The sequence below is a fragment of the Sphingomonas sp. IBVSS2 genome (assembly GCF_002127225.1).
In the GTDB taxonomy this organism is placed as follows: domain Bacteria; phylum Pseudomonadota; class Alphaproteobacteria; order Sphingomonadales; family Sphingomonadaceae; genus Sphingomonas.
Genome location: NZ_NFUR01000001.1, coordinates 680,160 through 700,435 on the forward strand (window position 1 = coordinate 680,160; position 20,276 = coordinate 700,435).

The following is a 20,276-nucleotide window of genomic DNA, read 5'->3' on the forward strand; positions in this document are numbered from 1 at the left end:
GTCAGGCCGCGGGCACGCGGATCTCGAAGCGGGTCCCGCGCTCCGCCGCCGCCAGCGCGATCGTGCCGCCATGCGAGGCGAGCAGCGAACGGGCGATCGGCAGGCCCAGCCCCGTGCCGCCCGCGGCCCGGCGGCTGGTGAAGAAGGGCTCGAAGATGCGGGCGCGATCGGCCTCCGGGATGCCGGGGCCGTTGTCGGCGACGGCCAGCAGGATCTCGCTTCCCGTCTCCGACACGGCGATCCGCACCCGATCGGCGCCGGCCTGGCGGCTGTTCTCGACCAGGCTGCCGACGATCGCTTCCAGCATCGGCCCGGGCATGGCGGCGCCGGGCAGCGTGTCCGGCAGGTCGATGGTGACGATCGGCCCGCGATCCGCCCAGGCATCGGCGATCCGGTGCAGCGCCAGCGCGATGTCGGCCGAGGCGCCGGTCTCGGCCTCGGCCATGTCGGCGCGCGCCAGCTCGAGCAGCCGGGTGACGAGCTGGGCGAGCCGGTCGGCATCGGCACCGGCATTGGCGAGGAAGCGGCGGCGGTCGGCCTCGTGCATTTCCGCGTGGTGATCCTCGAGGATCTCGATCACGCCGCGGATGCCGGCCAGGGGCGTCTTGAACTCGTGGCTCACCGCATGGGCGAAGTCGCGCAGATAGCGCGAGCGCCGGTCGATCGCGCCGGCCATGGTGGCGAAGTCGGAATAGAGCGCCTGGATCTCGATCGCGGCGGTGCGCGGCACTTCTGGCACGGTGCCGCCGCCGCGCGCCACGTCGCGCGTCGCCTGGCTCAGCATCTCGATCGGCCGGGCGATGCCGCGCGAGAGTAGGCCGCTCAGCACGACGAGCGTGGCGAAGATCGCGCCGATGCCGAACAGGATCTTGCCGCGATCCTCATAGAGCCCGCGGAACAGCGCGCGCGGCGAGCGCGAGAGCAGCAGCACCGCAACGACCTTGCCATTCGCCAGCACCGGACGGGCATGATGGATGCGCAGGCCCGATGCGCGGCTCAGCCATTCAAAGGCATATTCGGGATGATAGTCGCCGCGGCGGCGCAGCACGGTCTCGGGCCGCCCGCGGGCCGCCATGGCGAGTTCGGACAGGCCGGCCAGGCTCTTGCCGGCGTTCTTGCCGATCAGGATGCGGCCGTCGGGGGCGAGCAGCAGGATCGAGGCGAGCGTCGCGTCTCCGGTGGCGTTGACCAGCGGGGCGAGCCGGCCGGCGGCGGCCAGGGCGTCGGGCGCCGCGCTTCCCGGCAGCGCGACCGGCTCCGGGCGTTCCGGCAGCGGCCTGGTGCCGAGGTCGATGGTCGAGAGCGGCCCGCCCGCGATCCCGCTCGACGCGCGGGGCGGCTCGCGCACCAGCTCGGGCCCGGGCGAGCCCGGCCATTCGGCACTGGCGACGGCGGCGAGCGCGGTGCCCTGGGCGATCAGCTCCGCCTCGGTCTGGCGCACCAGCGTGTTCTCATAGACGCGCAGGAACAGCGCGCCCGCGCCGGGCAGGGCGGCGACGAATATCAAAGTGGCGAGCAGGATCGTCCGCAGCCGCAGCCGCGGCCAGTGGCGCCGCACCGGCGCCTTGAGCGTTTCGATCAGGCCCCGGAGCACGGGCCGATGCGATATCCGATGCCGGGGCGCGTCTCGATCAGGTCCTGCGCGCCGGCCTGGGCGAACTTCGCGCGCAGGTTGCGGACATGGCTGTCGATCGTCCGGTCGGTGAGCGCGAAGCCGGGGCCGCGCAGCCGGTCGATCAGCGCGTCGCGGCTGAACACCTTGGAGGGCATGGCCGCCAGCGTGCGCAATATGCCGAACTCGGTGACGGTGAGCGGCACCGGCGCGCCCGCCCAGCTGGCGTCCCAGCTCTCGGGATCGAGGGCGAGCCGGCCGTGACGGATCGCTCCGGCGGCGCGATCGACGGCGGGCGGATGCGCGGCGGTGCGGCGGAGCACCGCCATCACCCGCGCCACCACTTCGCGCGGCGAGAAGGGCTTGGTGACATAATCGTCCGCGCCCAGCTCGATGCCGAGGATCCGGTCGATCTCGTCGTCGCGCGAGGATAGGAACAGGATGGGCAGCCCGCCCTCGGCGCGCAGCCTGCGGCAGACTTCCAGCCCGTCCATGCGCGGCATGTTGATGTCCAGTACGATCAGGTCGGGCTGGCCGCTCGCCGCGATCCGCAGCGTTTCCTCGCCGTCCGCCGCCTCGATCGTCTCCAGGCCCGCCTTGGCGAGCGCGAAGACGAGCAATTGCCGGATGTGCGGATCGTCATCGGCGACGAGGATGGTGCGGGGCATGGGGCATTGGATCATCGCGAGGGTGCTCCGGTCAACGGCGGAGTGGTATTGGCGACGGCATTGGCGATGGCGTCGCCCGCTGGTGCCGTGGCCGAGCCTGCCGCGGGGGCGGGCTGCTCGGCTGCGATGGGCCGGAGCGTCCCGCCGCAATCCCGCTCCATGCCCGGCGGCGCCGGAGCCGCGGCGGGTGGATTGGGCCCGAGCAGACGCCGCGCCGTCTCCAGCCGATATCGTCCGCGCCAGGTCCAGCTCCGCCAGTCGGATTGGTGCCGCGCGAGATCGGCCATGACCTGTCCGCGGACATGGCGCACCCGGTCGCGGAATGCGGGCGGCAGCGGCCGGCGCTCGAGCGCGACCAGGGCGAGCAGCGACGAGGAGCCGGTCTGCGCGAGATAGCAAAGGTCCAGCGCCACCCCGCGCCCGCCCGTTTCGCGGGCATGGCGCACATTCCAGGCGGCGGCGCTCGCCTCGAGATCGACGATGCTCGCCGTGCTCAGCACCAGGGCCGCCATCAGCGCATTGGCGTTGATCAGCCAGGCGGCGCTCCTGCCCATGAGCATCCGCCAGCAGATCAATGCGAGCCCGATCGCCACCAGCCCCATCCAGGCGAGCGCGGCGATGCGGAAGCCGGTGAGCGAATAGGCGGCGACATAGTCGAGCGTGCGCAGGATCGAGGAGGCGACGAGGAGCAGGTTCTGCGCCACCCACAGCACCACCAGCCGGCGGATCGCCGGATCGGCGGCGCTGGCCGAGCCGGGCTTCAGCGCCGCCAGCACGAACAGCCCGGCGAGCAGGGCGGTGGCGATCAGCGGATAGGCGCCGCGATGGGCATAGTCGGCTAGCGTCACGCCCTGGGGCAGGGGGGCGCCGCTCCACAGAAAGGCGAGGTCGAGCCCGTTCTGGATCGCGAACACGAAGTTGAACAGCAGGAGCGAAAGCAGCAGCGAGGCGGCCGGGATGCCGGGCAGGGCGATCTCCGTGCGCGGCAGCAGGGTCGCGGCGCACGTGGCCCAGCGGGTGGGGCGCAGGCTCGGCCAGACCAGCATCAGCAGCAGGGCCCAGAACAGCAGCTCGGCGAAACCGGGCAGGCGGACCCGGGTGAGCGCTTGGGCGATGATCGGGTTGGCGCTGGCGAACAGCGCGACGAACAAAGCAGTCATCGCCAGCGGCAAGGCGAGCAGGACGGCGAGCCCCGCCGGGCCATGCCCGCCGCGGCGCGGGCGCAGGCGGGCGAGGCGGATCAGGTCGAGCACCGGGGCGAGCGGCCCGCTCAGCCCGTGCGCGGCCAGGCGCAGGCTCCAGCGCCAGGCATCGTCGAACCTGCCGATGCGCGGCATCAGCGCCGCGATCGAGAGCGCGCTCCAGAACAGCACCCATCCGAGGCCGGCGGGATCATGCGCCAGCACGATCGCGAAGCCTGCCGCGATCGCCAGCGCCACCAGGCTCGGCCGCCGCCGGAGCGCCGGGCGGGCGGCGAGCAGCGCGCCGATCCAGGCAAGGGCGAAGCCGCCGATCCACGATCCCGCCGCGCTGCCGAGGAACAGCCGGTCCATCGCGGCGATGATCGCGATCGCGGCGGCGATCTTGCGCAGGAAGGTGAAGCGTGCGGTGCGGGCCATGCGGGTCTCCCAGGTTCGGGAGCGTCGATGCGCCCGCGCCGTCCAGCCGGAGCGCCGAGGGCCAAGGAGAGGTTGTGCAGGATCGATGCAGGACGATAGAGGCGCCCGGACCATGACTGCGCTTCCCGCCCTCGGCTTCGATTTCGGCACCACCAATTCCGTCGCGGCGCTGGCGGGCGATACGGGATCCGAGCTGGTGCGGCTGGAAGGGCCCGAACGGGGCGATCCCGTTTTCCGCTCGGCGCTTTGCTTCTGGCAGGACGAGGCGGAGCGCGGCGGCCTGGGCGTCGCGGCCGGCCCCTGGGCGATCGCCGAATATCTCGACTTTCCCGAGGGCAGCCGTTTCCTCCAATCGTTCAAGTCGGTCGCGGCGAGTGCGAGCTTCGAGCATGCCATCGTCTTCGAACGGCGGCTGCGCTTCGAGGAACTGGGCCGCACCTTCCTGGCGCTGATGGCGGCGCGGGCCGAGGGGGCGCTGACCGGCGGCGCGCGGCGCGTGGTGGTGGGCCGCCCGGTCGAATATGCCGGCAGCCGGCCGGACGCGGCGCTTGCCCGGCAGCGCTACGACGCGATGTTCGCCGGCTTCGGCGCCGAGGTCCATTATGTCTATGAGCCGCTGGGCGCGGCGTTCAGCTACGCCACCCGGATCGCCGAACCGGCGACCGTGCTGGTGGCGGATTTCGGCGGCGGCACCAGCGATTTCTCGGTGGTGCGGATCGAGGCGCCGGGGGCGGCGCGGCGCTGTTCCCCGCTCGCCCATGCCGGTGTCGGCATTGCCGGAGACCGGTTCGACCAGCGCATCGTCGAGCATCTGATCCTGCCGCTGCTCGGCAAGGGCGGGCGCTATCGCTCGTTCGACAAGGTGCTGGACATTCCCGCGGGCTGGTTCGCCGATTTCTCGGACTGGTCGCGCCTGGCGCTGATGCGCAACCGCAAGACGCTAGCCGAGCTGGAGAAGCTCCGGCGCGCGGCGCTCGATCCGCAGGCGATCGGGCGGATGATCGCCGTGGTCGAGGGCGAGCTGGGCTATCAGCTCTATCATGCGGTCGGCGCGCTCAAGCGGGCGCTCTCCGCCGAGGAAGCCGCGCACTTCCATTTCGAGGGTGGCGATCTGGCGATCGAAGCCGATGTCACCCGCAGCGAATTCGAGGCCTGGATCGCACCCGACATGGCGCGGATCGAGGCGGCGGTGGACCGGGCGCTGGCGCTTGCCGGCATGGATGCCCGGGCGATCGACCGCGTGTTCCTGACGGGCGGTACCTCGCTCACGCCGCGCGTCCGCCGGCTGTTCGAGGAGCGCTTCGGCGGGGAAAGGATCGCGGCCGGCGGCGAGCTCACGTCGATCGCGCATGGGCTCGCGCTGATCGGCTGCCAGGAAGATATGTCCGCCTGGACGGCCTGAGGCGCTCTCACCCCGTCGTGGCGATCGGCGCCAGCGTGCCGAGCCATGCGACGAGCACCAGCACGATCACCGCGCAGGCGGCCTCCAGGGCCAGGCTGATCCGCAGCGCGGCGACAGCGCCGCGATGGTCGCCCGCCTCGATGCGGGTGAGCAGCGCCGGCGCGAGCCGATACCGGTTCGCCGCCGCCAGGCCGAGCATCGCTGCGAACAGCGCCAGCTTGAAGAGAAGCAACTGCCCGTAGAGCGTGCCGGGCAGCGCCGCCATGCTGGAGGGGCCGACGAGCAGCCACATGTTCACCAGCCCGCTGGCGACGATGACCGCCACCACGATGGTGCCGATATGCGAGAAGCCGTCGAGCGCGCGGTGGGTGGCGCGGAGATGGCCGGCATCGGCACGCGCCGCAGGTCGCGCGACCAGCAGCAAGAGGGTGAGGAGCGCGCCGATCCATGCGCCGGCGGCAGCGAGGTGCGCGATGTCGGCGCCCAGGTGGAGCCAGCCGATCGCGCCTTCGTCCATGGCGCCGTGCCCCGCCCAGGCCAGGGTGCCGAGCGCGGTGCCGCCGCCGATGGATGCCGTCGCGAGCGCGGCGCCTGGCCTTCCCGCGGCCGGGAATGCCGAAAGGACGAGGAGCACCAGCCCGGCGATGCGCGCCGCCCAGGCCTTGCCCAACGGCATCTCGGTCAGGATCGTCGATATCGTTCCGGCATCCACTTGCCCGACCGGCATGCCCGCCATGGCCGCCGCGGTCACCACCAGGCCGAATGCCGACAATCCGATTCCGATGAGCCCGGTCGCGATCAGGATGCCGCGCAGGGGCAATGCCGCGCGCACCCCGGGGAGGCACAAGGCGAAGAAGGGCACGCCGAACGCCGCCGCCAGGTCGAGATAGAGCGCGAACCGGACGGCGACGCCGAGCGTGTCCATGCTCACTTCACCTTGAACGTGTAGCTGCCCTGCACCCGGTGCGTGTCGTTGGAGACCGCATGCCAGTCGAGCTTGTAGGCGCCGCGGGGCAGCGGCTTCGCCAGGGACACGATCATGGTCTTGCCGTCCGGCGAAAGGGCGGTGGTGAGCTGCATCTTCATCGGCGCGGACATCTTCATGCCGGGCATGTCCGTCATCACGAGGTCGACGCCCGAGAACTTGTCGACGAGCGCTTCCGAGAAGACCAGCTGCAGCCTGGCCGGTGCCGCGGCGACCGAGTCGGGCGCGGGGGTGGCGGACATCAGCTTCGGATGGGCCAGCGCGGGCGTCGCCATCAGGAACGCGGCGGCAGTGAGGATTCCAAGGCGCATTGTCGAGACTCCATGAGCCGGCCAGCTGCCGGCACGATCGATACGCGGGGCGGGGATCGATCCCTCATCCGGGGCGATCGCGCGTCGCCCCCTGTGCCGGCACCGGCAACGGCTCTAGAAGGGGCGAGGGCGCATGCGCCCGACTGCGTATTGGAACGAAGGGAAGTGGAGCGGACAATGGAAACCGAGATCGACGCAGCGCTGCGCAGGCTGGTGGCCACGGATCATCCCGCGCTCGACGGCATGGAGGATGCGGTGCTGGCGGGCCTGAGGGCAAGGCGCGAAGCGCGCACGGGCATCCGCATGGCCGCAATCGCCGGCATCGGTGCCGTTGTGCTGGGTGCGGTGGCTGCCGGTCCCGGCACGTCGCCCGCTTCCGCGGCGGCGCCCTTTGGCGGGGCCGCGTCGCTGGCGCCGTCGACGCTGCTGCTGGCCGAGCGATGAGGCAGGCCAGGCTTGCGACCATCGTCGCCGCCATCGCGTTTCTGGCTGCCGTCGCCGGTGTCTGGGTCGGCCGTGCGCTGATCCCGGTACAGGGGCATCAGGGCTCGGAACTCCATGAGGTCCTGCACCACCAGCTGAAGCTCGACGACGGGCAGAAGGCACGGATCGAAGCGCTCGAGCAGGGCTTCGCGGTCCGCCGCCAGGCGCTGGAGCTGGAGATGAAGTCGGACAATGCCCGGCTGGCCGAAGCGATCCAGGCCGAGCACGGCATCGGCCCGCGCGTGACCGCGGCCGTCGACGCCTCGCATCGCGCGATGGGTGCGCTGCAGAAGGAAACGCTGGCGCACATCTTCGCGATGCGGGAAATCCTGCGGCCCGACCAGCAGGCCGTGTTCGATCGTGCGGTGGTTCATGCGCTCACCGCCGACGCGCGGTGAGCTCCGGCTATGGTTCCCTGTCCGATGGCGACCTCGCCACGCTGGCCGTGGCGGGAACCGACGCTGCCTATGCCGAGATCGTGCGCCGCCATCGCAGCCATGTCTATCGGCTGATCCTCGGCAATGTCGCCGATGCCGACGAGGCGCTGGATCTGACCCAGGAGACATTCCTCTCGGCGCATCGGGCGCTGCGCCGCTATGATCCGGCACGGCCGATGCGCGGCTGGCTGGCGGCGATCGCGCTCAACAAATGCCGCGACTGGGGACGGCGCCGGACGGTCCGCCGGTTCTTCACCTTCGCCCGCGACATCGACGAGGTGGCCGCGGCGGTGCCGGACGATCGGCCCGATCAGGAAAGGGTGGCGGGCGACCGCCAGGCGCTCGCCCGGCTCCGCCGCGCGATCGCCGACCTTCCCGCCTCGCTCCGCGAGCCGCTTGTCCTGCATGCGATCGAGGGCATGAGCCAGGCCGAAACCGCCTCGGTGCTGCAGATTACCGCAAAGGCGGTCGAGACGCGTCTCCGCCGTGCCCGCATCAAGCTGGGCGATGCGCTGGGGCGCTGATCCAGCGGATCCATGAGGGGTGGCCGCCGCTGTCGCGTATCCGATGGAAAGCACAACTCCCAGTACAGGGGCGATGATGACGAAGACGATCGACCGGCGGACGCTGTTGCGCGGAGCCGGGCTTGGTGCCGGCGGGCTGGCGCTCGCCGCATGGATGCCGGCCTGGGCCCAGAGCGTCTCCCCCGGCCTGGTGCCCGACCTGCCGACCGTTTCGGGCGAGGACGTCAGGCTCAGGATCGCCCGGCAGCGCATGGCGATCGATGGCCGGCACTATCGGGCGATCGGCGTCAACGGCACCGTGCCGGCGCCGCTCATCCGCCTGCGCGAGGGGCAGAATGTCCGCCTGCACGTCGAGAACGCGCTCGACGAGGACAGCTCGATCCACTGGCACGGCCTGATCGTGCCGGCCCAGTTCGACGGCGTGCCCGGCGTTTCCTTCCCCGGCATCGCGCCGCGCTCGACCTTCCTCTACGAGTTTCCGATCCGCCAGAACGGCACCTATTGGTATCACAGCCATTCCGGCGGGCAGGAGCAGCTGGGCCTTTACGGCCCGATGATCATCGATCCCGCCGGCCCCGATCCCGTTCGCTACGATCGCGAGCATGTGATCCTGCTGTCCGACCACAGCCCATCCAGCCCCGAGGCGATCTTCCGCAACCTGAAGGCGATGCCGGGCTATTACAATTATCAGCGCCAGACGCTGGCGGGACTGCTGGCCGGGCGTGACCAGAAGGGCAAGGACCGCGCCGAATGGGGCAAGATGCGGATGGACCCGGCGGACATCGCCGACGTGACCGGCGCCGCCTATACCTATCTCGTCAACGGGCATGGGCCGTTCGACAACTGGACCGCGCTGTTCAAGCCGGGCGAGCGCGTGCGGCTGCGCTTCGTCAACGCCGCGGCGATGACCAATTTCAACGTGCGCATTCCGGGGCTGCGGCTCACCATCGTCCAGGCCGACGGCCAGCATGTCGTGCCGGTGGAGGTCGACGAGTTCCAGATCGGCGTCGCCGAGACCTATGACGCTATCGTCACGCCGATGGAGGACAAGGCGTTCACGCTGGTCGGCGAGGCCATCGACCGCTCGGGCATGGCGCGCGCCACGCTGGCGCCCCGGCCCGGCATGGCGGCCATGGTGCCGCCGCTGCGCCCGCGCCCGCTGGCGACGATGAAGGACATGGGCATGGACATGTCGTCGATGGACCATGGCGGCGGCGCCGATGCCTCCGGCGGCATGCAGGGGATGTCGCACGGCGCGATGTCCGCCCCGCGCGGCGTCGACCCCAGCGCCGAGCGGAATGCCTCGGCCAGGCTCGGTGGGGCCGCTCCTGCGTCGCCGGGAATGGACCATTCGCGGATGGATCATTCGGCGATGGGCGGCACGGCGGGCGGCGACATGGCCGGCATGGACATGGGCGCCATGCGGATGCGCGACTTCTCCTATGCGCCCGAGGTGCGCAAGACGCCCGGCGTCCAGACCATCTCGCCGATGCCGATGGATCGCACCGGAGAGCCCGGCCAGGGGCTGGAGGATGTCGGCCACCGCGTGCTGGTCTACAAGGATCTGATGGCGCTCGATCGGAACCCCGATGTCCGCGCGCCGTCGCGCAGCCTGGACATCCATCTCACCGGCAACATGGAGCGCTTCATGTGGGCGTTCGACGGCGTGAAGATGTCGGACACGATGGAGCCTTTCCCGTTCGTCGAGGGTGAGCGGGTGCGGGTCAACCTGATCAACGACACGATGATGGGCCACCCCATCCACCTCCACGGGCATTTCTTCGAGCTGGTCACCGGCCATGGCGACCATGCGCCGCGCAAGCATACGGTGATCGTGCAGCCCGGCGGCAAGGTGACCTGGGACTTCACCGCCGACGCCGTGGGCGACTGGGCGTTCCACTGCCACCTGCTCTACCACATGATGGCGGGGATGATGCGGACCGTGAGCGTACGGCCGAAGGGAGGCCCGGCATGATCCGGCGCGCCGCGATCCTCGCCGCCGGCACCGTGCTCGCGATGGGCTCGCCGGTGGCCGCGCAGGACCATTCCATGCATGGCATGCCGATGCCCAAGGCTCCCGCGAAGCCGAAGCCCGCCGCGCCGCAACAGGAGACGAAGCCCGACGCGGACAAGCCGGCGGACGCCGCGCCGATGGACCATGGCGGAATGGATCACGGGGCGATGCCCGCGATGCAGGCGGCCGGCACGGCGCTCGAGGCCGGCGATGCCCCGGCCCCGGCTCCGCCGACCGACCATTATGCCGACCGGTTCTTCCCGGCGGCCGAGATGGAACGGTCGCGCAAGATCTCGATGCGCGAGATGGGTGGGCGGCCGCTCGGCTCGGTCCTGTTCAACCTTGCCGAGTTCCAGCCGCGCAAGGGGCGCGACGCCTATCGCTGGGAAGGCGAGGGCTGGTTCGGCGGCGACGTCAATCGCCTGACGGTGAAGAGCGAGGGCGAGGGCCTGGTTCGCGGCGGCATCGAAAGCGCCGAGGTCCAGCTGCTCTACAGCCGTGCCATCGATCCCTATTTCAACCTGCAGGCCGGCGTGCGGCACGATTTCCGGCCGGGCCCGGCGCGGACCTATGCCACGCTCGGGTTCGAGGGGCTGGCGCCCTATATGTTCGAAGTCGAGGGTGCGGCGTTCCTGTCGACCCGGGGCGAGCTGCTCGGCCGGCTGGGCGGCTATTACGACCAGCGCATCAATCAGCGGCTGATCCTCCAGCCGCGCGCCGAGTTCAACCTCTCGGCCCAGGACATGCCGGCGCAGCGCATCGGCGCCGGGCTGACCAGCGCGGAGATCGGCCTGCGGCTGCGCTACGAGATCGCACGGCGCTTCGCCCCCTATGTCGGGCTTTCCTGGGAGGCGAAGGCGGGGCGCACCGCCGACTATGCCCGGGCGGATGGCGAGAAGCCGTCCGCGCTCGGCCTGGTGGCGGGCGTCCGCTTCTGGTTCTGAAGCCGGCAGCGCCTTCGGGTCCCCCGGGGGCGCCGGGTGCGATCAGCGCGGCGCCCGATCGCCCTCCCGCTCGATGTTCGGCAGCAGCGCGGTGAGGAGGCCGATCGCCGGCAGGAAGGCGCAGATCTGGTACACCGTCTCGATGCTGGTCGTGTCGGCGAGCCATCCCAGCGCCGCGGCGCCGAGGCCGCCCATGCCGAAGGAAAAGCCGAAGAACAGGCCCGAGATCATGCCGACCTTGCCCGGCACCAGCTCCTGCGCGAAGACCACGATCGCCGGGAAGGCGGAGGCCAGGATCAGGCCGATCGGCAGCACCAGCACGCCGGTCCAGAACAGGCTGACATAGGGCAGCAGCAGCGTGAAGGGCAGGGCGCCGAGGATCGAGAACCAGATCACATATTTGCGCCCGAACCGATCCCCCAGCGGCCCGCCCGCGATCGTGCCGACCGCCACTGCCGCCAGGAAGGCGAACAGATAGAGCTGGGCGCTCTGCACCGACACCTGGAAGCGATGGATCAGGTAGAAGGTGAAATAGCTCGTGAGGCTGGCGAGATAGACATATTTGGAGAAGATCAGCGCGAGCAGGATCAGGATGCCGCGCGCCGCATGCCCCTTGGGAAGCAGGTCGGCCGTGGATGCGCGGCGCCCCGCCTGCAGCCGCGCTAGCCCGTGATGGCGATACCAGGCGGCGACGTTCCACAGGACGGCGCCCGAAAGCAGTGCCAGCAGCGCGAAGAAGGCGAGGCTCGACTGGCCCCAGCGCACCACCACCAGCGCGGCGGCGAGCGGGCCCAGCGCCTGGCCGGCATTGCCGCCGACCTGGAACAGGGACTGGGAAAGGCCGTGGCGCTGGCCGGCCGCCATGCGCGCCACGCGGGAAGATTCGGGATGGAAGACCGAGGAGCCGATGCCGAGCAGCGCCGCGCCCGCCAGCACCATGCCATAGCTGTGCGCGACCGACAGGATCGCCAGCCCCGCCAGCGAGAAGAGCGTGCCGCCCGGAAGCGCCAGCGGCGTGGGCCGCTTGTCCGCGTACAACCCGATCAGCGGCTGCAGGATCGAGGCGGTGATCTGATAGGCGAGCGTCACCAGGCCGATCTGGCCGAAGCTCAGCCCCAGATCGGTCTTGAGATTGGGATAGATCGCCGGAAGCAGCGACTGCATCATGTCGTTCAGCAAGTGGCAGAAGCTGATCGCGACGATCACGCCGAACACCGTGCCGTTCATCTCTGCCTGCGGGGCGTCCATCGTCGCTGCACGGGTGTCGCTCATCATTCGCTCCTTGTCGGCGCGGCACTAGCCGTCCAGAAAGCGTCCCGCTTCGCCAGATGGGATAAATTATTTTGATAATGGGACAGTCGCATCATCGTGCGCCCGACGATTATGAGGACGTGCCGCGCCCCGTGGTCGGCATCGGCAACGATTATCCGCCTTCGTTCGAACTGGCCGAGCACCGGCATCGCCGGGCCCAGTTCCTCTACGCGGCGAGCGGCGTGGTCGCGGTCAGCACGCCCGAAGGCGCATGGGTGGCGCCGCCCGAGCGCGCGGTATGGATACCGGCCGGAACGCCCCATGCGGTGCGCATGGTCGGCGCCGTCCAGACCCGCAGCGTGCTGATCGAGGCAGGCGCCTGCCCGGCGCTGGGCGGAGCGTGCCGGGTCGTGGCGGTCTCGCCGCTGCTGCGCCAGCTGCTGGTCTGCGCGGCGGAAGTGCCGGTCGAATATGACGAAGCCGGGCGCGACGGGCTGGTGATGCAATTGCTCGTGGCGGAGATCGATCGGGCGCCGATCATCCCCATCCTCGTGCCGTTCCCGCGCCAGGTCGCACTGGCGGCGCGATGCCATGCCTTTCTCGAGGCGCCGCGCGCGCGCGCCACGATCGACGAATGGGCGGATGCGCTGGCGATGAACCGTCGCCGCTTCACGCGGCTCTTTCGCCGCGAGACGGGCATGAGCTTCACCGAATGGCGCCAGCAGGCTTGTCTCTCGGTCGCATTGCCCCGGCTCGCTGCCGGAGAACCGGTCACCGCGGTCGCGCTGGATCTCGGCTATGAAAGCCCCGCCAATTTCTCGACCATGTTCAAGCGCGTGCTGGGGGCGCCGCCGAGCCGCTATCGACAGTGAGGTGCCCGCCGTCGTGGCGCGTCCGCGCAAGGGACTGGCGCGCCGGGCGCGCGCGGCTATGAAATTGACGAGGAGCCTGGGAGGAAGCGCGATGTGGACGAGACGATCGGTTGCGGGCGCGCTGGCCGCCACGCTGGGGGCGCCCGCGCTGGCGCGCGGGGCGGGGCGGAACAGGCTGTTCTTCGACTCGCTCAGCTTCCTTCCCGCGGATCTGGGCCAGATCGCCGCCGCCGGACTGGGCGGGATGATCGCCGATGTCTCCGATCTGATCGCCACCCGCGATGCGGACGGCGTTCCGCGCTACAGCCGCAACTTCGCGGCCAATGATCCCGCGATCGACAAGGCCGTCGAGCGGTTGCGGAGCACGCCGTTCGCCTATCTCGCCCGGAAGGGCAGCGAGATCGGGACGCGGCCCGGCTGCGCGGTGTTCCTGCAGTTCCAGTCGACCGAGATGATCGATCGCGATCTCTCGCGGATCGCCCATTTCCACGAAAAGGGCCTGCGGGTCCTGCAATTCACCCATCACAACAATACCCTGTTCGCCGGGGGCGCGCTGGAGACACAGCAGACCGGCCTGACGCCGCTCGGCATCGAAGGACTGGCCGAGATGAACCGGCTGCGGATAGTGCCGGACGTGTCGCACGGCTCGGTCGCGACCATGATCGAGGCGGCGACGCGGTCGAAGACGCCGATAGCGCTGAGCCATGGTGCCGCGCGGGCGATCGTCGATCATCCGCGTTGCGCCCCGGACGAAGCGATCCGTGCGATCGCCGAGCGCGGCGGCGTGATGGGGATCTTCATGATGAGCTTCTGGCTCACGCGCCGGAATCCGCCCACGGTCGCCGACTATGTGGCCCAGATCCGCCACGTCGTGAAAGTGGGCGGCCTGGAAGCGGTCGGCATCGCCAATGACTTTCCGATGGCCGGCCAACCCAATCTGATCAAGCTCGGGAACGACAATGGCAAGGGCGTGCAGGAATATCTCGACTGGTGGATCGCCCTGCGGCGCCAGGGCGTGCCGGGATTCGAATGGACGCCCGAGCACGTCGTCATTCCGGAGCTGAACCGGATCGACCGCATGGCTCGGATTTCGCAGGCACTCGACCAGGCCGGCTTTCGCCCGCGCGAGGTCGACAAGATCATGGGCGCGAACTGGAAACGGCTTCTGACCGACGTGCTCGGATAGATGCATGGCCCCGACTGGCTGCTTCTGCCCGGAATTCCGCCTTCGCCTTTCATTGCGGACCTTCGATAGCGCTGGCATCAAGCTGGCATGCGTCGCTCCTTCCTCATTCTCGCCGGCCTGTTCTGGACGCTGCTGCTCGCCATGGCCCTCTTCGCCTGGTGGCGGAACGGCGCGTTCCATCCCGACCTATATTATCTTCTCGGCATTCCGGTCGGCATGGCTGCGATCACCATGTTCGTCGGCCGGTTCGCGACGAGATCCCATGCCGGCACCGGGCTTCTGGTCGCGGCTACCGGGCTGGCGGTTTTCGCCACGCTCCTGTGGGGCGGTGTCTGGGGCGCCGATGTCTAGGTAGCGAATTGCGCGGTCGCCCGCATATCGCCATGCGACGCCGGCCGCACCGCGCGGACTTCCCGGCGGCGGTGACGGTCCGGCGCGCGGAGGCATCCTGTCATCCCGGTTTGCGGAAACGCAGGACGAACTGATCGGTCTTGCCGCGTATCGAAGGATCGAAGACGTTCGCCGAATGGGGATCCGCCGGATTCCGCAGGGCCTTGGATTCGCCGTCGAGGACGAACCCCGCCTTGGTCACTTCGCTCTTGACCAGCGCCTCGTCGATCCGATGCATCTTGGCCATCCCGGCGTCATCCAGGCCAGGCGCGCCGGCGTGATCGAGGATGACGTAGAGGCCGCCGGGCTTGAGTGCGTCGAAGACCTGCTTGTTCAGCATCGATGTGCCCGCGGCGCCCAGCCAGATATGGACATCGTGATAATTCTGCGACGTCCATACCAGATCGGCCTTTTGGGGTAGATCGAACGGCCGGTCGCTGGCGACGATTTCATGGACATTGCCGCGGCCGGGCTCGCCCGACACGGGTGGCGGGAGCGGGCGGCCCTTGGCCCTGTCGAGCAGTATCTGGGGGGTTACGGCATAGACCGTCCCACCCGCGCCGGCAGCGAGGCTGAACAGCCTGGTGAAATACCCCTTGCCCGGCAGGAAATCGACGATCGTCTCGCCTCCGCGCACCTTGGCGAAGGCGAGCATCTCGGCCGGCCTGCGGTCCGGATCGCGCGCCTTGTCGGTATCGGGTCGGCCCGCATCCGCAAGGATGGCCTGCCATGAAATCTGCGCCACGACGGCACAGGGAGCGAATAGGGCCATGAGCGCTGCAGTTGCCAGCAGGGCATGCGGCCGTCGGCCGACGGGAAGAATCACGGCGAGTCCTTTCATCTGGTTCCATCCCGAAGAGAGCCTGACGGAGCGCCTGGCGCCCCTGGGTTTCGATGAACGCCCGACAGGCTTCGATCAGCGACACGGCACCCGCTTCTACGGTTGCCGCCCCGGCGCTATGATCCATCATGCCCGAGGAACCTGCAGCGGACCCGTACGACGAACCAGATCTCTCGCCACGGGTCGCCTTGTTGTCGATTGCCGGTTTCTGGTTGTTCTATTGCGCCATCGTCACGGCGCGTTCGGCGGTCATCGGGCAGGCCGGCCAGCTCGATATACTGGCCAGGCGCCTGGCGATCATGCTCTTCAGCATGGGGCTCACCTGCCTGCTCTATCTGATATTGCGCAGGATTCCGACGAGTTCCCTGCGGCGCGGCATGATCGCGGCGGGATTGCTGGCGGCACCTGCGGCGCTCGCCTTTTCTTCCGTCAGCTGGCTGGTGTTCGACGTCCTGAAATCCCCCTGGGCAACGACCGCGGCCGCTACGGGCAACCCGCCCTCCGGCGCGCAGCGATCGGGGCGGATGATGGTGCAGGTGGGGGGGACGAACGCCGACGACGCCGATATGGCCGTGATCAAGATGATCGCGGACAGCGCGGTCAACAGCTATTTCTTCTTCGTCGGCTGGGCGGCGCTGTATTTTGCGCTTCGCTATGCCGCGGAAGTCGGCGCGTTGGAGCGAAAGAACGCCGCGTTCCGCGCCGCGGCGCAAGCCGCCGAGCTGCGGGCGCTGCGATATCAGGTCAACCCGCACTTCCTGTTCAACACGCTCAATTCGCTGTCCACCCTGGTCATGGCCGGGAGGCGCCCGGCCGCCGAACGGATGATCATCAATCTCTCGAGCTTCTTCCGGGCCAGTCTGGTCGGAGACCCGAGCGAGGATATGCTGCTGACCGAAGAGATCCGGCTGCAGCGCCTGTATCTCGAGATCGAGCAGGTCCGATTCCCCGACCGGCTGCGTCTCGCCATCGAGCTGCCGGACGATCTGCGCGATGCCCTCGTCCCCGGACTGATCCTGCAGCCGCTGATCGAGAATGCGGTGAAATACGGCGTGTCGCGATCGCGCCGCCCGGTTACGATCGGCATCCGTGCGAGCGCGCAGCAGGGCCTCCTGCTCCTGACGGTGCAGGACGATGGCGAGCCGGGAGCCGCCGGCAAGGCGGCCGAGGGAGGGACTGGACTGGGCTTGCGCAACGTCGCCGATCGCATCGCCGCGCGGTTCGGCGACAGGGGCCATTGCCGCGTGCGCCCGTTCGACCCCGATGGCTTCCGTGTCGATCTCGCAATGCCGCTGACCTTCGATGAACCTTGAGCCGACCCTGCGAACGCTGATCGTGGACGACGAGCCGCTCGCGATCGAGCGACTGGTCATGCTTTGCGCGCACATTCCCAATCTCTCGCTGGCCGGGACCGCATCCGATGGGGAGGTCGCGCTGCGGCTGGCAAAGTCGCTGTCGCCCGACCTCGTGCTTCTCGACATCGCCATGCCGGAAGTGGACGGCATGGATGTGGCGAAGGCGCTCTGCGCCGCAGAGCGGCCGCCCGTCATCGTCTTCTGCACGGCCTTTGACGGCTTTGCCCTGGCGGCATTCGATGTTGCCGCAGTCGACTATCTGCTGAAGCCGGTAACCTCCGAGGGGCTGGTGCGGGCAGTTGCGCGCGCGCGCCGGCGGATCGCCGGCCCGGAGCGCCAGTCCATCGCCCAGTCCGATCGGATCGAGGAATTCTGGGTTCCCCATCGCTCGGAAATGGTGCGCATCGCGGCCATGGACGTCGAGCGGATCGATGCGATGCGCGACTATATGTCCCTGCAGGTCGGGTCGCGCAGCTTCCTGCTGCACCGGACCCTCGGCGACCTCGAGCGCCGACTCGACCCGGCCAGGTTCATTCGGGTGCACCGCTCGACGATCGTCCGGCGGGATTTCATCGCCAGGCTGCGCCATGACGGGCTCGGTATCTGGTACGCGATGCTGGCCGATGGCGCCGAGGTCCGGGTCGGCCGCTCCTATCTGGCAGCGGTGAAGGCCCTGGCCGGCCGGTGAGCCCGCCAGAGCCTTCGACGGCGCCGGAGTCCGTGTGGAGCCGTCATCGCGTGCGGCTGTCCATGCCGGCCGATGCGAGGCGATCTTCATGCGCGCGGGAAGCCAATGCCACGATCCTGACGTCCGCTTCGTGCACCGCGGCGGCGCGGCAGCGCGCGCTTTCGGCCGATGGCAATATGCCGATGCGCGGATAGTCGCTGCAAACACGCTCCGCTGCCCGGCGCACCCGCGCGCGCGCCGTCCTGACGCCGGTATCGGTCGCAAGGTCGAGATCGCGCGTGGAGACCAGGACCTTGCCGGTTCCGCGCATGCCGGTGCCGGCCGTGGTCGCATGGGCGAAACTGGACGAGCCCAGAAGGGCGAGAGACAACAGTCCCAAATGTACGATACGCATCAGACTATTCCCATGTTGTTCCGTTCGATCGCGCACTCCGGAGGAGGGCGATGGCCGAGGGATATTCGATGGGGCCGGTGAAGCGTCGCGCTGTTCGATCAACCGGGGGGCTGCTTCTATCAATCGCCGCCGCGGGCGATGAACGACAGACGGGGTTCGACGAGCGGCCCGGTGCGTCCGCCTGGCGAAGCTTCGGCGGTGAAGGACCCAGGCCGTTTCGCAAGCAGTTGATTGCCGCGGAATATGTGACATAATAACATTACATACTCGTCAGGGAGAGTCTGTATGCGGGGATTTGCGTTGGCACTTGCCATGTCGGCCTTGTTCGGCGGCTGCGCCGCTCCTGCCGCACCCGCCAGACAGGATACCACCACCACGATGCGGGCCTTTGCGGACGACAAGGAGCTGGCCGCGTTCATGCGCCGGGTAGCCGCCAGGCAACGTGTCGTCCGGCCCCGCTCGCCGGTGCTGTATGACATGCCGGTGCCCGCGCCGCCGCCAGCGGCGGTGGCGGCGCCTTCCGAGGCAGCCGATGCGGTGACGGTGACCGGCACGAAGGCGCCCGGCATCACCAACACCCAGGAAGCCGATGTCGACGAGGGAGGTATCGTCAAGGTCGCGGGCGATCACCTCGTCATCCTGCGGCGCGGGCGGTTGTTCACGGTCTCGCTTGCCGGGAACGACATGACTCCTGTCGACCATGTCGATGCCTTTCCGCCGGGCACTTCCGGCGATGCCTGGTATGACGAGATGCTGGTGCATGGCGACCGGGTGATCGTGGTGGGCTACAGCTATGAACGCGGCGGCACCGAGATCAATCGCTTCCGGATCTCGCCGACGGGCAAGCTGCGCTACGAGGACAGCTATCACCTGCGCTCGAACGACTATTATTCGGCGAGCAACTATGCCTCGCGTCTCATCGGCTCGAAGCTGATCTTCTACACGCCGCTCGATATCGATGCGAGCAAGCCGTTCGACGCATTGCCGGGTCTGCAGCGCTGGTCCGGAAAGCAGGGCGCGCCATTCAGCCGTACCATGCCCGCGACCCGGCTTTACGTGCCCGAGCCGCTGCGCCGCGCGCCGAATGCCGACATGTCGACGCTGCACAGCGTCACCCAGTGCGACCTCGCGGCGCCGCGCATGACCTGTAGCGCCACTGCGGTGCTGGGTTCTTCCTCGCGGACTTTCTATGTCTCCGGGGAAGCGGTCTATGTCTGGACCGATAGCGTTCGTGCCAGGAGCGCCCGGTCCGGCGCGTTTGTCTATCGCCTGCCGCTCGATGGCTCGGCGCCGGGCGCGGCCCAGGCCTGGGGCGGGCCGGTCGACCAATTCTCTTTCTCCGAGGACCGCGCGGCGAAGCGCCTCAATGTCGTCGTACGCGCGGACAGCGCCGGCGACGCGATGTGGCGGTCCGAGCGGACCGAAGGCGCCACGGCGCTGCTGACGCTCCCGATCGCGAGCTTCGGCGACGGCTCGCATGTCGTTCCTGCCGCCGCCTATCGCGCGCTGCCCGTCGAGAAGGACGGCTGGAACTTCCACAATCGCTTCGTCGGCAAGCACCTCCTCTACAGCGCGGGCGGCTTCAACGAGCATAGCGGCGCGAAGCCCGTCTATGCGGTGCCATTGAACGGCGGGCCGATCGTGCGGATCCCCTTGCCGCATGGCGTCGACCGGATCGACATCATCGGGGCCGACGCCATCGCCATCGGCAATGACATGAAGGAACGGCTCGGCTTCAGCGCGATCGAGCTGGCCGGCCCGGTGCGGCTTGGAGACACGTATTTCCTGCCGGCGGCCCATGAGGGCGAACGCCGCAGCCAGGCCTTCTTCTTCCGGCCGGATGACGATAGCCGCGATGGCGCATCGGGAATGCTGGGCCTACCGGTTACCCGCGATCTCCGCAATTCCCCGGCCGCGCGCTTCCTGGGGTCGGGGTCGGCGGTCGCCTTTCTCCGGCGTGATGCACGTCGGTTCTCCCCGGCGGGAGAGTTGGTCGCCAATGCCGAGCGCGCGCGCGACGATGCATGCAAGGCGTCCTGCGTCGACTGGTACGGCAATGCCCGGCCGATCTTCCTGGGCGGCCGCGTATTCGCGCTGATGGGCTACGAACTGGTCGAGGGGCGCGTCACGGGCGGGCGCATCGGCGAGCGGGCGCGGATCGACTTCGCGCCGCATGTGGGACGATGAGTGGAGTCGCCCGGAGCCGAGCGGCGCCTTGGTGGATTCCGGAGGAACGGAATGGGCCACGGTTGACTGCTGCAAAGGGGTGCCGGGAGCAGCTGCGAACCAGGTCGTGGGAG

General features: G+C 69.2%; 20 protein-coding genes. 12 read left to right on the forward strand and 8 right to left on the reverse strand.

Features of this window, described 5'->3' with window-relative positions; translation table 11 throughout:
- Position 1 precedes the first annotated feature (1 nt).
- From CAP40_RS03285 to CAP40_RS03295, 3 genes are read right to left on the reverse strand one after another with little or no spacing between them, the layout of a single operon-like run.
- The gene (locus CAP40_RS03285; RefSeq protein WP_256923994.1) at positions 2–1,594 is read right to left on the reverse strand and encodes a HAMP domain-containing sensor histidine kinase; all 1,593 of its coding nucleotides are present in this window, start codon (positions 1,592–1,594) and stop codon (positions 2–4) included.
- Positions 1,579–2,280: a response regulator transcription factor gene (locus CAP40_RS03290; protein ID WP_086127905.1), complete on the reverse strand. Its 702-nt coding sequence runs from the start codon at positions 2,278–2,280 to the stop codon at positions 1,579–1,581. The genes CAP40_RS03285 and CAP40_RS03290 overlap by 16 nt, the downstream gene beginning before the upstream one ends.
- Before the next feature lie 11 nt (positions 2,281–2,291).
- Positions 2,292–3,899, reverse strand: a complete 1,608-nt coding sequence (locus tag CAP40_RS03295; RefSeq protein WP_179187872.1) for a DUF4173 domain-containing protein — start codon at positions 3,897–3,899, stop codon at positions 2,292–2,294.
- A gap of 112 nt (positions 3,900–4,011) precedes the next feature.
- Here CAP40_RS03295 and CAP40_RS03300 point away from each other — a divergent pair, with 112 nt between their 5' ends.
- Positions 4,012–5,301 carry an Hsp70 family protein gene (locus CAP40_RS03300; protein WP_086127907.1) on the forward strand — a complete coding sequence of 430 codons (1,290 nt, stop codon included), beginning with the start codon at positions 4,012–4,014 and terminating at the stop codon, positions 5,299–5,301.
- Between the two features lie 7 nt (positions 5,302–5,308).
- Here the strand turns inward: CAP40_RS03300 and copD are convergent, their stop codons facing one another.
- On the reverse strand, positions 5,309–6,226 hold the full coding sequence (gene copD / locus CAP40_RS03305; RefSeq protein WP_086127908.1) for a copper homeostasis membrane protein CopD: 918 nt from the start codon (positions 6,224–6,226) through the stop codon (positions 5,309–5,311).
- Between the two features lie 2 nt (positions 6,227–6,228).
- On the reverse strand, positions 6,229–6,597 hold the full coding sequence (copC, locus tag CAP40_RS03310) for a copper homeostasis periplasmic binding protein CopC (RefSeq protein WP_086127909.1): 369 nt from the start codon (positions 6,595–6,597) through the stop codon (positions 6,229–6,231).
- 177 nt (positions 6,598–6,774) lie between these two features.
- Between copC and CAP40_RS03315 the strand changes: the two genes are divergently transcribed.
- The 5 genes from CAP40_RS03315 (at position 6,775) to CAP40_RS03335 (ending at position 10,999) form a co-directional block, all read left to right on the forward strand.
- Complete coding sequence (locus tag CAP40_RS03315) at positions 6,775–7,041, forward strand: hypothetical protein (protein ID WP_086127910.1); 267 nt, start codon at positions 6,775–6,777, stop codon at positions 7,039–7,041.
- The gene (locus tag CAP40_RS03320; RefSeq protein ID WP_086127911.1) at positions 7,038–7,478 is read left to right on the forward strand and encodes a periplasmic heavy metal sensor; all 441 of its coding nucleotides are present in this window, start codon (positions 7,038–7,040) and stop codon (positions 7,476–7,478) included. The genes CAP40_RS03315 and CAP40_RS03320 overlap by 4 nt, the downstream gene beginning before the upstream one ends.
- Positions 7,475–8,041 (forward strand): RNA polymerase sigma factor, encoded by a 567-nt coding sequence (locus CAP40_RS03325; RefSeq protein WP_086127912.1) that lies wholly within the window; start codon positions 7,475–7,477, stop codon positions 8,039–8,041. The genes CAP40_RS03320 and CAP40_RS03325 overlap by 4 nt, the downstream gene beginning before the upstream one ends.
- A gap of 76 nt (positions 8,042–8,117) precedes the next feature.
- Positions 8,118–10,016, forward strand: coding sequence for a copper resistance system multicopper oxidase (locus CAP40_RS03330; protein WP_086128429.1), 1,899 nt, complete (start codon positions 8,118–8,120; stop codon positions 10,014–10,016).
- Positions 10,013–10,999 carry a copper resistance protein B gene (locus CAP40_RS03335; protein WP_086127913.1) on the forward strand — a complete coding sequence of 329 codons (987 nt, stop codon included), beginning with the start codon at positions 10,013–10,015 and terminating at the stop codon, positions 10,997–10,999. The genes CAP40_RS03330 and CAP40_RS03335 overlap by 4 nt, the downstream gene beginning before the upstream one ends.
- Positions 11,000–11,041: 42 nt before the next feature.
- Here the strand turns inward: CAP40_RS03335 and CAP40_RS03340 are convergent, their stop codons facing one another.
- A complete protein-coding gene (locus CAP40_RS03340; protein ID WP_086128430.1) occupies positions 11,042–12,271 on the reverse strand; it encodes an MFS transporter in 1,230 nt (409 codons plus the stop codon).
- Positions 12,272–12,348: 77 nt separating this feature from the next.
- On the opposite strand from CAP40_RS03340, the gene CAP40_RS03345 reads away from it, so the two are divergent.
- From CAP40_RS03345 to CAP40_RS03355, 3 genes are all read left to right on the forward strand, one after another.
- The gene (locus tag CAP40_RS03345; protein ID WP_086127914.1) at positions 12,349–13,122 is read left to right on the forward strand and encodes a helix-turn-helix domain-containing protein; all 774 of its coding nucleotides are present in this window, start codon (positions 12,349–12,351) and stop codon (positions 13,120–13,122) included.
- Positions 13,123–13,213: 91 nt separating this feature from the next.
- Positions 13,214–14,308 (forward strand): membrane dipeptidase, encoded by a 1,095-nt coding sequence (locus tag CAP40_RS03350; protein ID WP_179187874.1) that lies wholly within the window; start codon positions 13,214–13,216, stop codon positions 14,306–14,308.
- Between the two features lie 87 nt (positions 14,309–14,395).
- On the forward strand, positions 14,396–14,659 hold the full coding sequence (locus tag CAP40_RS03355) for a hypothetical protein (protein WP_086127916.1): 264 nt from the start codon (positions 14,396–14,398) through the stop codon (positions 14,657–14,659).
- A 100-nt stretch (positions 14,660–14,759) separates the two neighbouring features.
- On the opposite strand, the gene CAP40_RS03360 is transcribed toward CAP40_RS03355, so the two are convergent.
- Complete coding sequence (locus tag CAP40_RS03360) at positions 14,760–15,443, reverse strand: class I SAM-dependent methyltransferase (protein WP_218822101.1); 684 nt, start codon at positions 15,441–15,443, stop codon at positions 14,760–14,762.
- A 224-nt stretch (positions 15,444–15,667) separates the two neighbouring features.
- On the opposite strand from CAP40_RS03360, the gene CAP40_RS03365 reads away from it, so the two are divergent.
- Positions 15,668–16,852, forward strand: coding sequence for a sensor histidine kinase (locus tag CAP40_RS03365; RefSeq protein ID WP_086127918.1), 1,185 nt, complete (start codon positions 15,668–15,670; stop codon positions 16,850–16,852).
- A complete protein-coding gene (locus CAP40_RS03370) occupies positions 16,842–17,582 on the forward strand; it encodes a LytTR family DNA-binding domain-containing protein (protein WP_086127919.1) in 741 nt (246 codons plus the stop codon). The genes CAP40_RS03365 and CAP40_RS03370 overlap by 11 nt, the downstream gene beginning before the upstream one ends.
- A gap of 43 nt (positions 17,583–17,625) precedes the next feature.
- Here CAP40_RS03370 and CAP40_RS20335 read toward each other — a convergent pair whose 3' ends face one another.
- Positions 17,626–17,976, reverse strand: coding sequence for a UrcA family protein (locus CAP40_RS20335; protein WP_179187876.1), 351 nt, complete (start codon positions 17,974–17,976; stop codon positions 17,626–17,628).
- Between the two features lie 312 nt (positions 17,977–18,288).
- On the opposite strand from CAP40_RS20335, the gene CAP40_RS03380 reads away from it, so the two are divergent.
- Positions 18,289–20,163, forward strand: coding sequence for a beta-propeller domain-containing protein (locus CAP40_RS03380; protein WP_179187878.1), 1,875 nt, complete (start codon positions 18,289–18,291; stop codon positions 20,161–20,163).
- Positions 20,164–20,276 lie beyond the last annotated feature (113 nt).

Coding starts and splice junctions, on each gene's coding strand:
- CAP40_RS03345 (WP_086127914.1), top strand. CDS start 12,349: ATGGGACAGTCGCATCATCGTGCGCCCGACGATTATGAGGACGTGCCG.
- CAP40_RS03380 (WP_179187878.1), top strand. CDS start 18,289: ATGTCGGCCTTGTTCGGCGGCTGCGCCGCTCCTGCCGCACCCGCCAGA.
- copD (WP_086127908.1), bottom strand. CDS start 6,226: ATGGACACGCTCGGCGTCGCCGTCCGGTTCGCGCTCTATCTCGACCTG.
- CAP40_RS03295 (WP_179187872.1), bottom strand. CDS start 3,899: ATGGCCCGCACCGCACGCTTCACCTTCCTGCGCAAGATCGCCGCCGCG.
- copC (WP_086127909.1), bottom strand. CDS start 6,597: ATGCGCCTTGGAATCCTCACTGCCGCCGCGTTCCTGATGGCGACGCCC.
- CAP40_RS20335 (WP_179187876.1), bottom strand. CDS start 17,976: ATGCGTATCGTACATTTGGGACTGTTGTCTCTCGCCCTTCTGGGCTCG.
- CAP40_RS03300 (WP_086127907.1), top strand. CDS start 4,012: ATGACTGCGCTTCCCGCCCTCGGCTTCGATTTCGGCACCACCAATTCC.
- CAP40_RS03320 (WP_086127911.1), top strand. CDS start 7,038: ATGAGGCAGGCCAGGCTTGCGACCATCGTCGCCGCCATCGCGTTTCTG.
- CAP40_RS03330 (WP_086128429.1), top strand. CDS start 8,118: ATGACGAAGACGATCGACCGGCGGACGCTGTTGCGCGGAGCCGGGCTT.
- CAP40_RS03340 (WP_086128430.1), bottom strand. CDS start 12,271: ATGAGCGACACCCGTGCAGCGACGATGGACGCCCCGCAGGCAGAGATG.
- CAP40_RS03365 (WP_086127918.1), top strand. CDS start 15,668: ATGCCCGAGGAACCTGCAGCGGACCCGTACGACGAACCAGATCTCTCG.
- CAP40_RS03315 (WP_086127910.1), top strand. CDS start 6,775: ATGGAAACCGAGATCGACGCAGCGCTGCGCAGGCTGGTGGCCACGGAT.
- CAP40_RS03335 (WP_086127913.1), top strand. CDS start 10,013: ATGATCCGGCGCGCCGCGATCCTCGCCGCCGGCACCGTGCTCGCGATG.
- CAP40_RS03355 (WP_086127916.1), top strand. CDS start 14,396: ATGCGTCGCTCCTTCCTCATTCTCGCCGGCCTGTTCTGGACGCTGCTG.
- CAP40_RS03350 (WP_179187874.1), top strand. CDS start 13,214: ATGTGGACGAGACGATCGGTTGCGGGCGCGCTGGCCGCCACGCTGGGG.
- CAP40_RS03370 (WP_086127919.1), top strand. CDS start 16,842: ATGAACCTTGAGCCGACCCTGCGAACGCTGATCGTGGACGACGAGCCG.
- CAP40_RS03290 (WP_086127905.1), bottom strand. CDS start 2,280: ATGCCCCGCACCATCCTCGTCGCCGATGACGATCCGCACATCCGGCAA.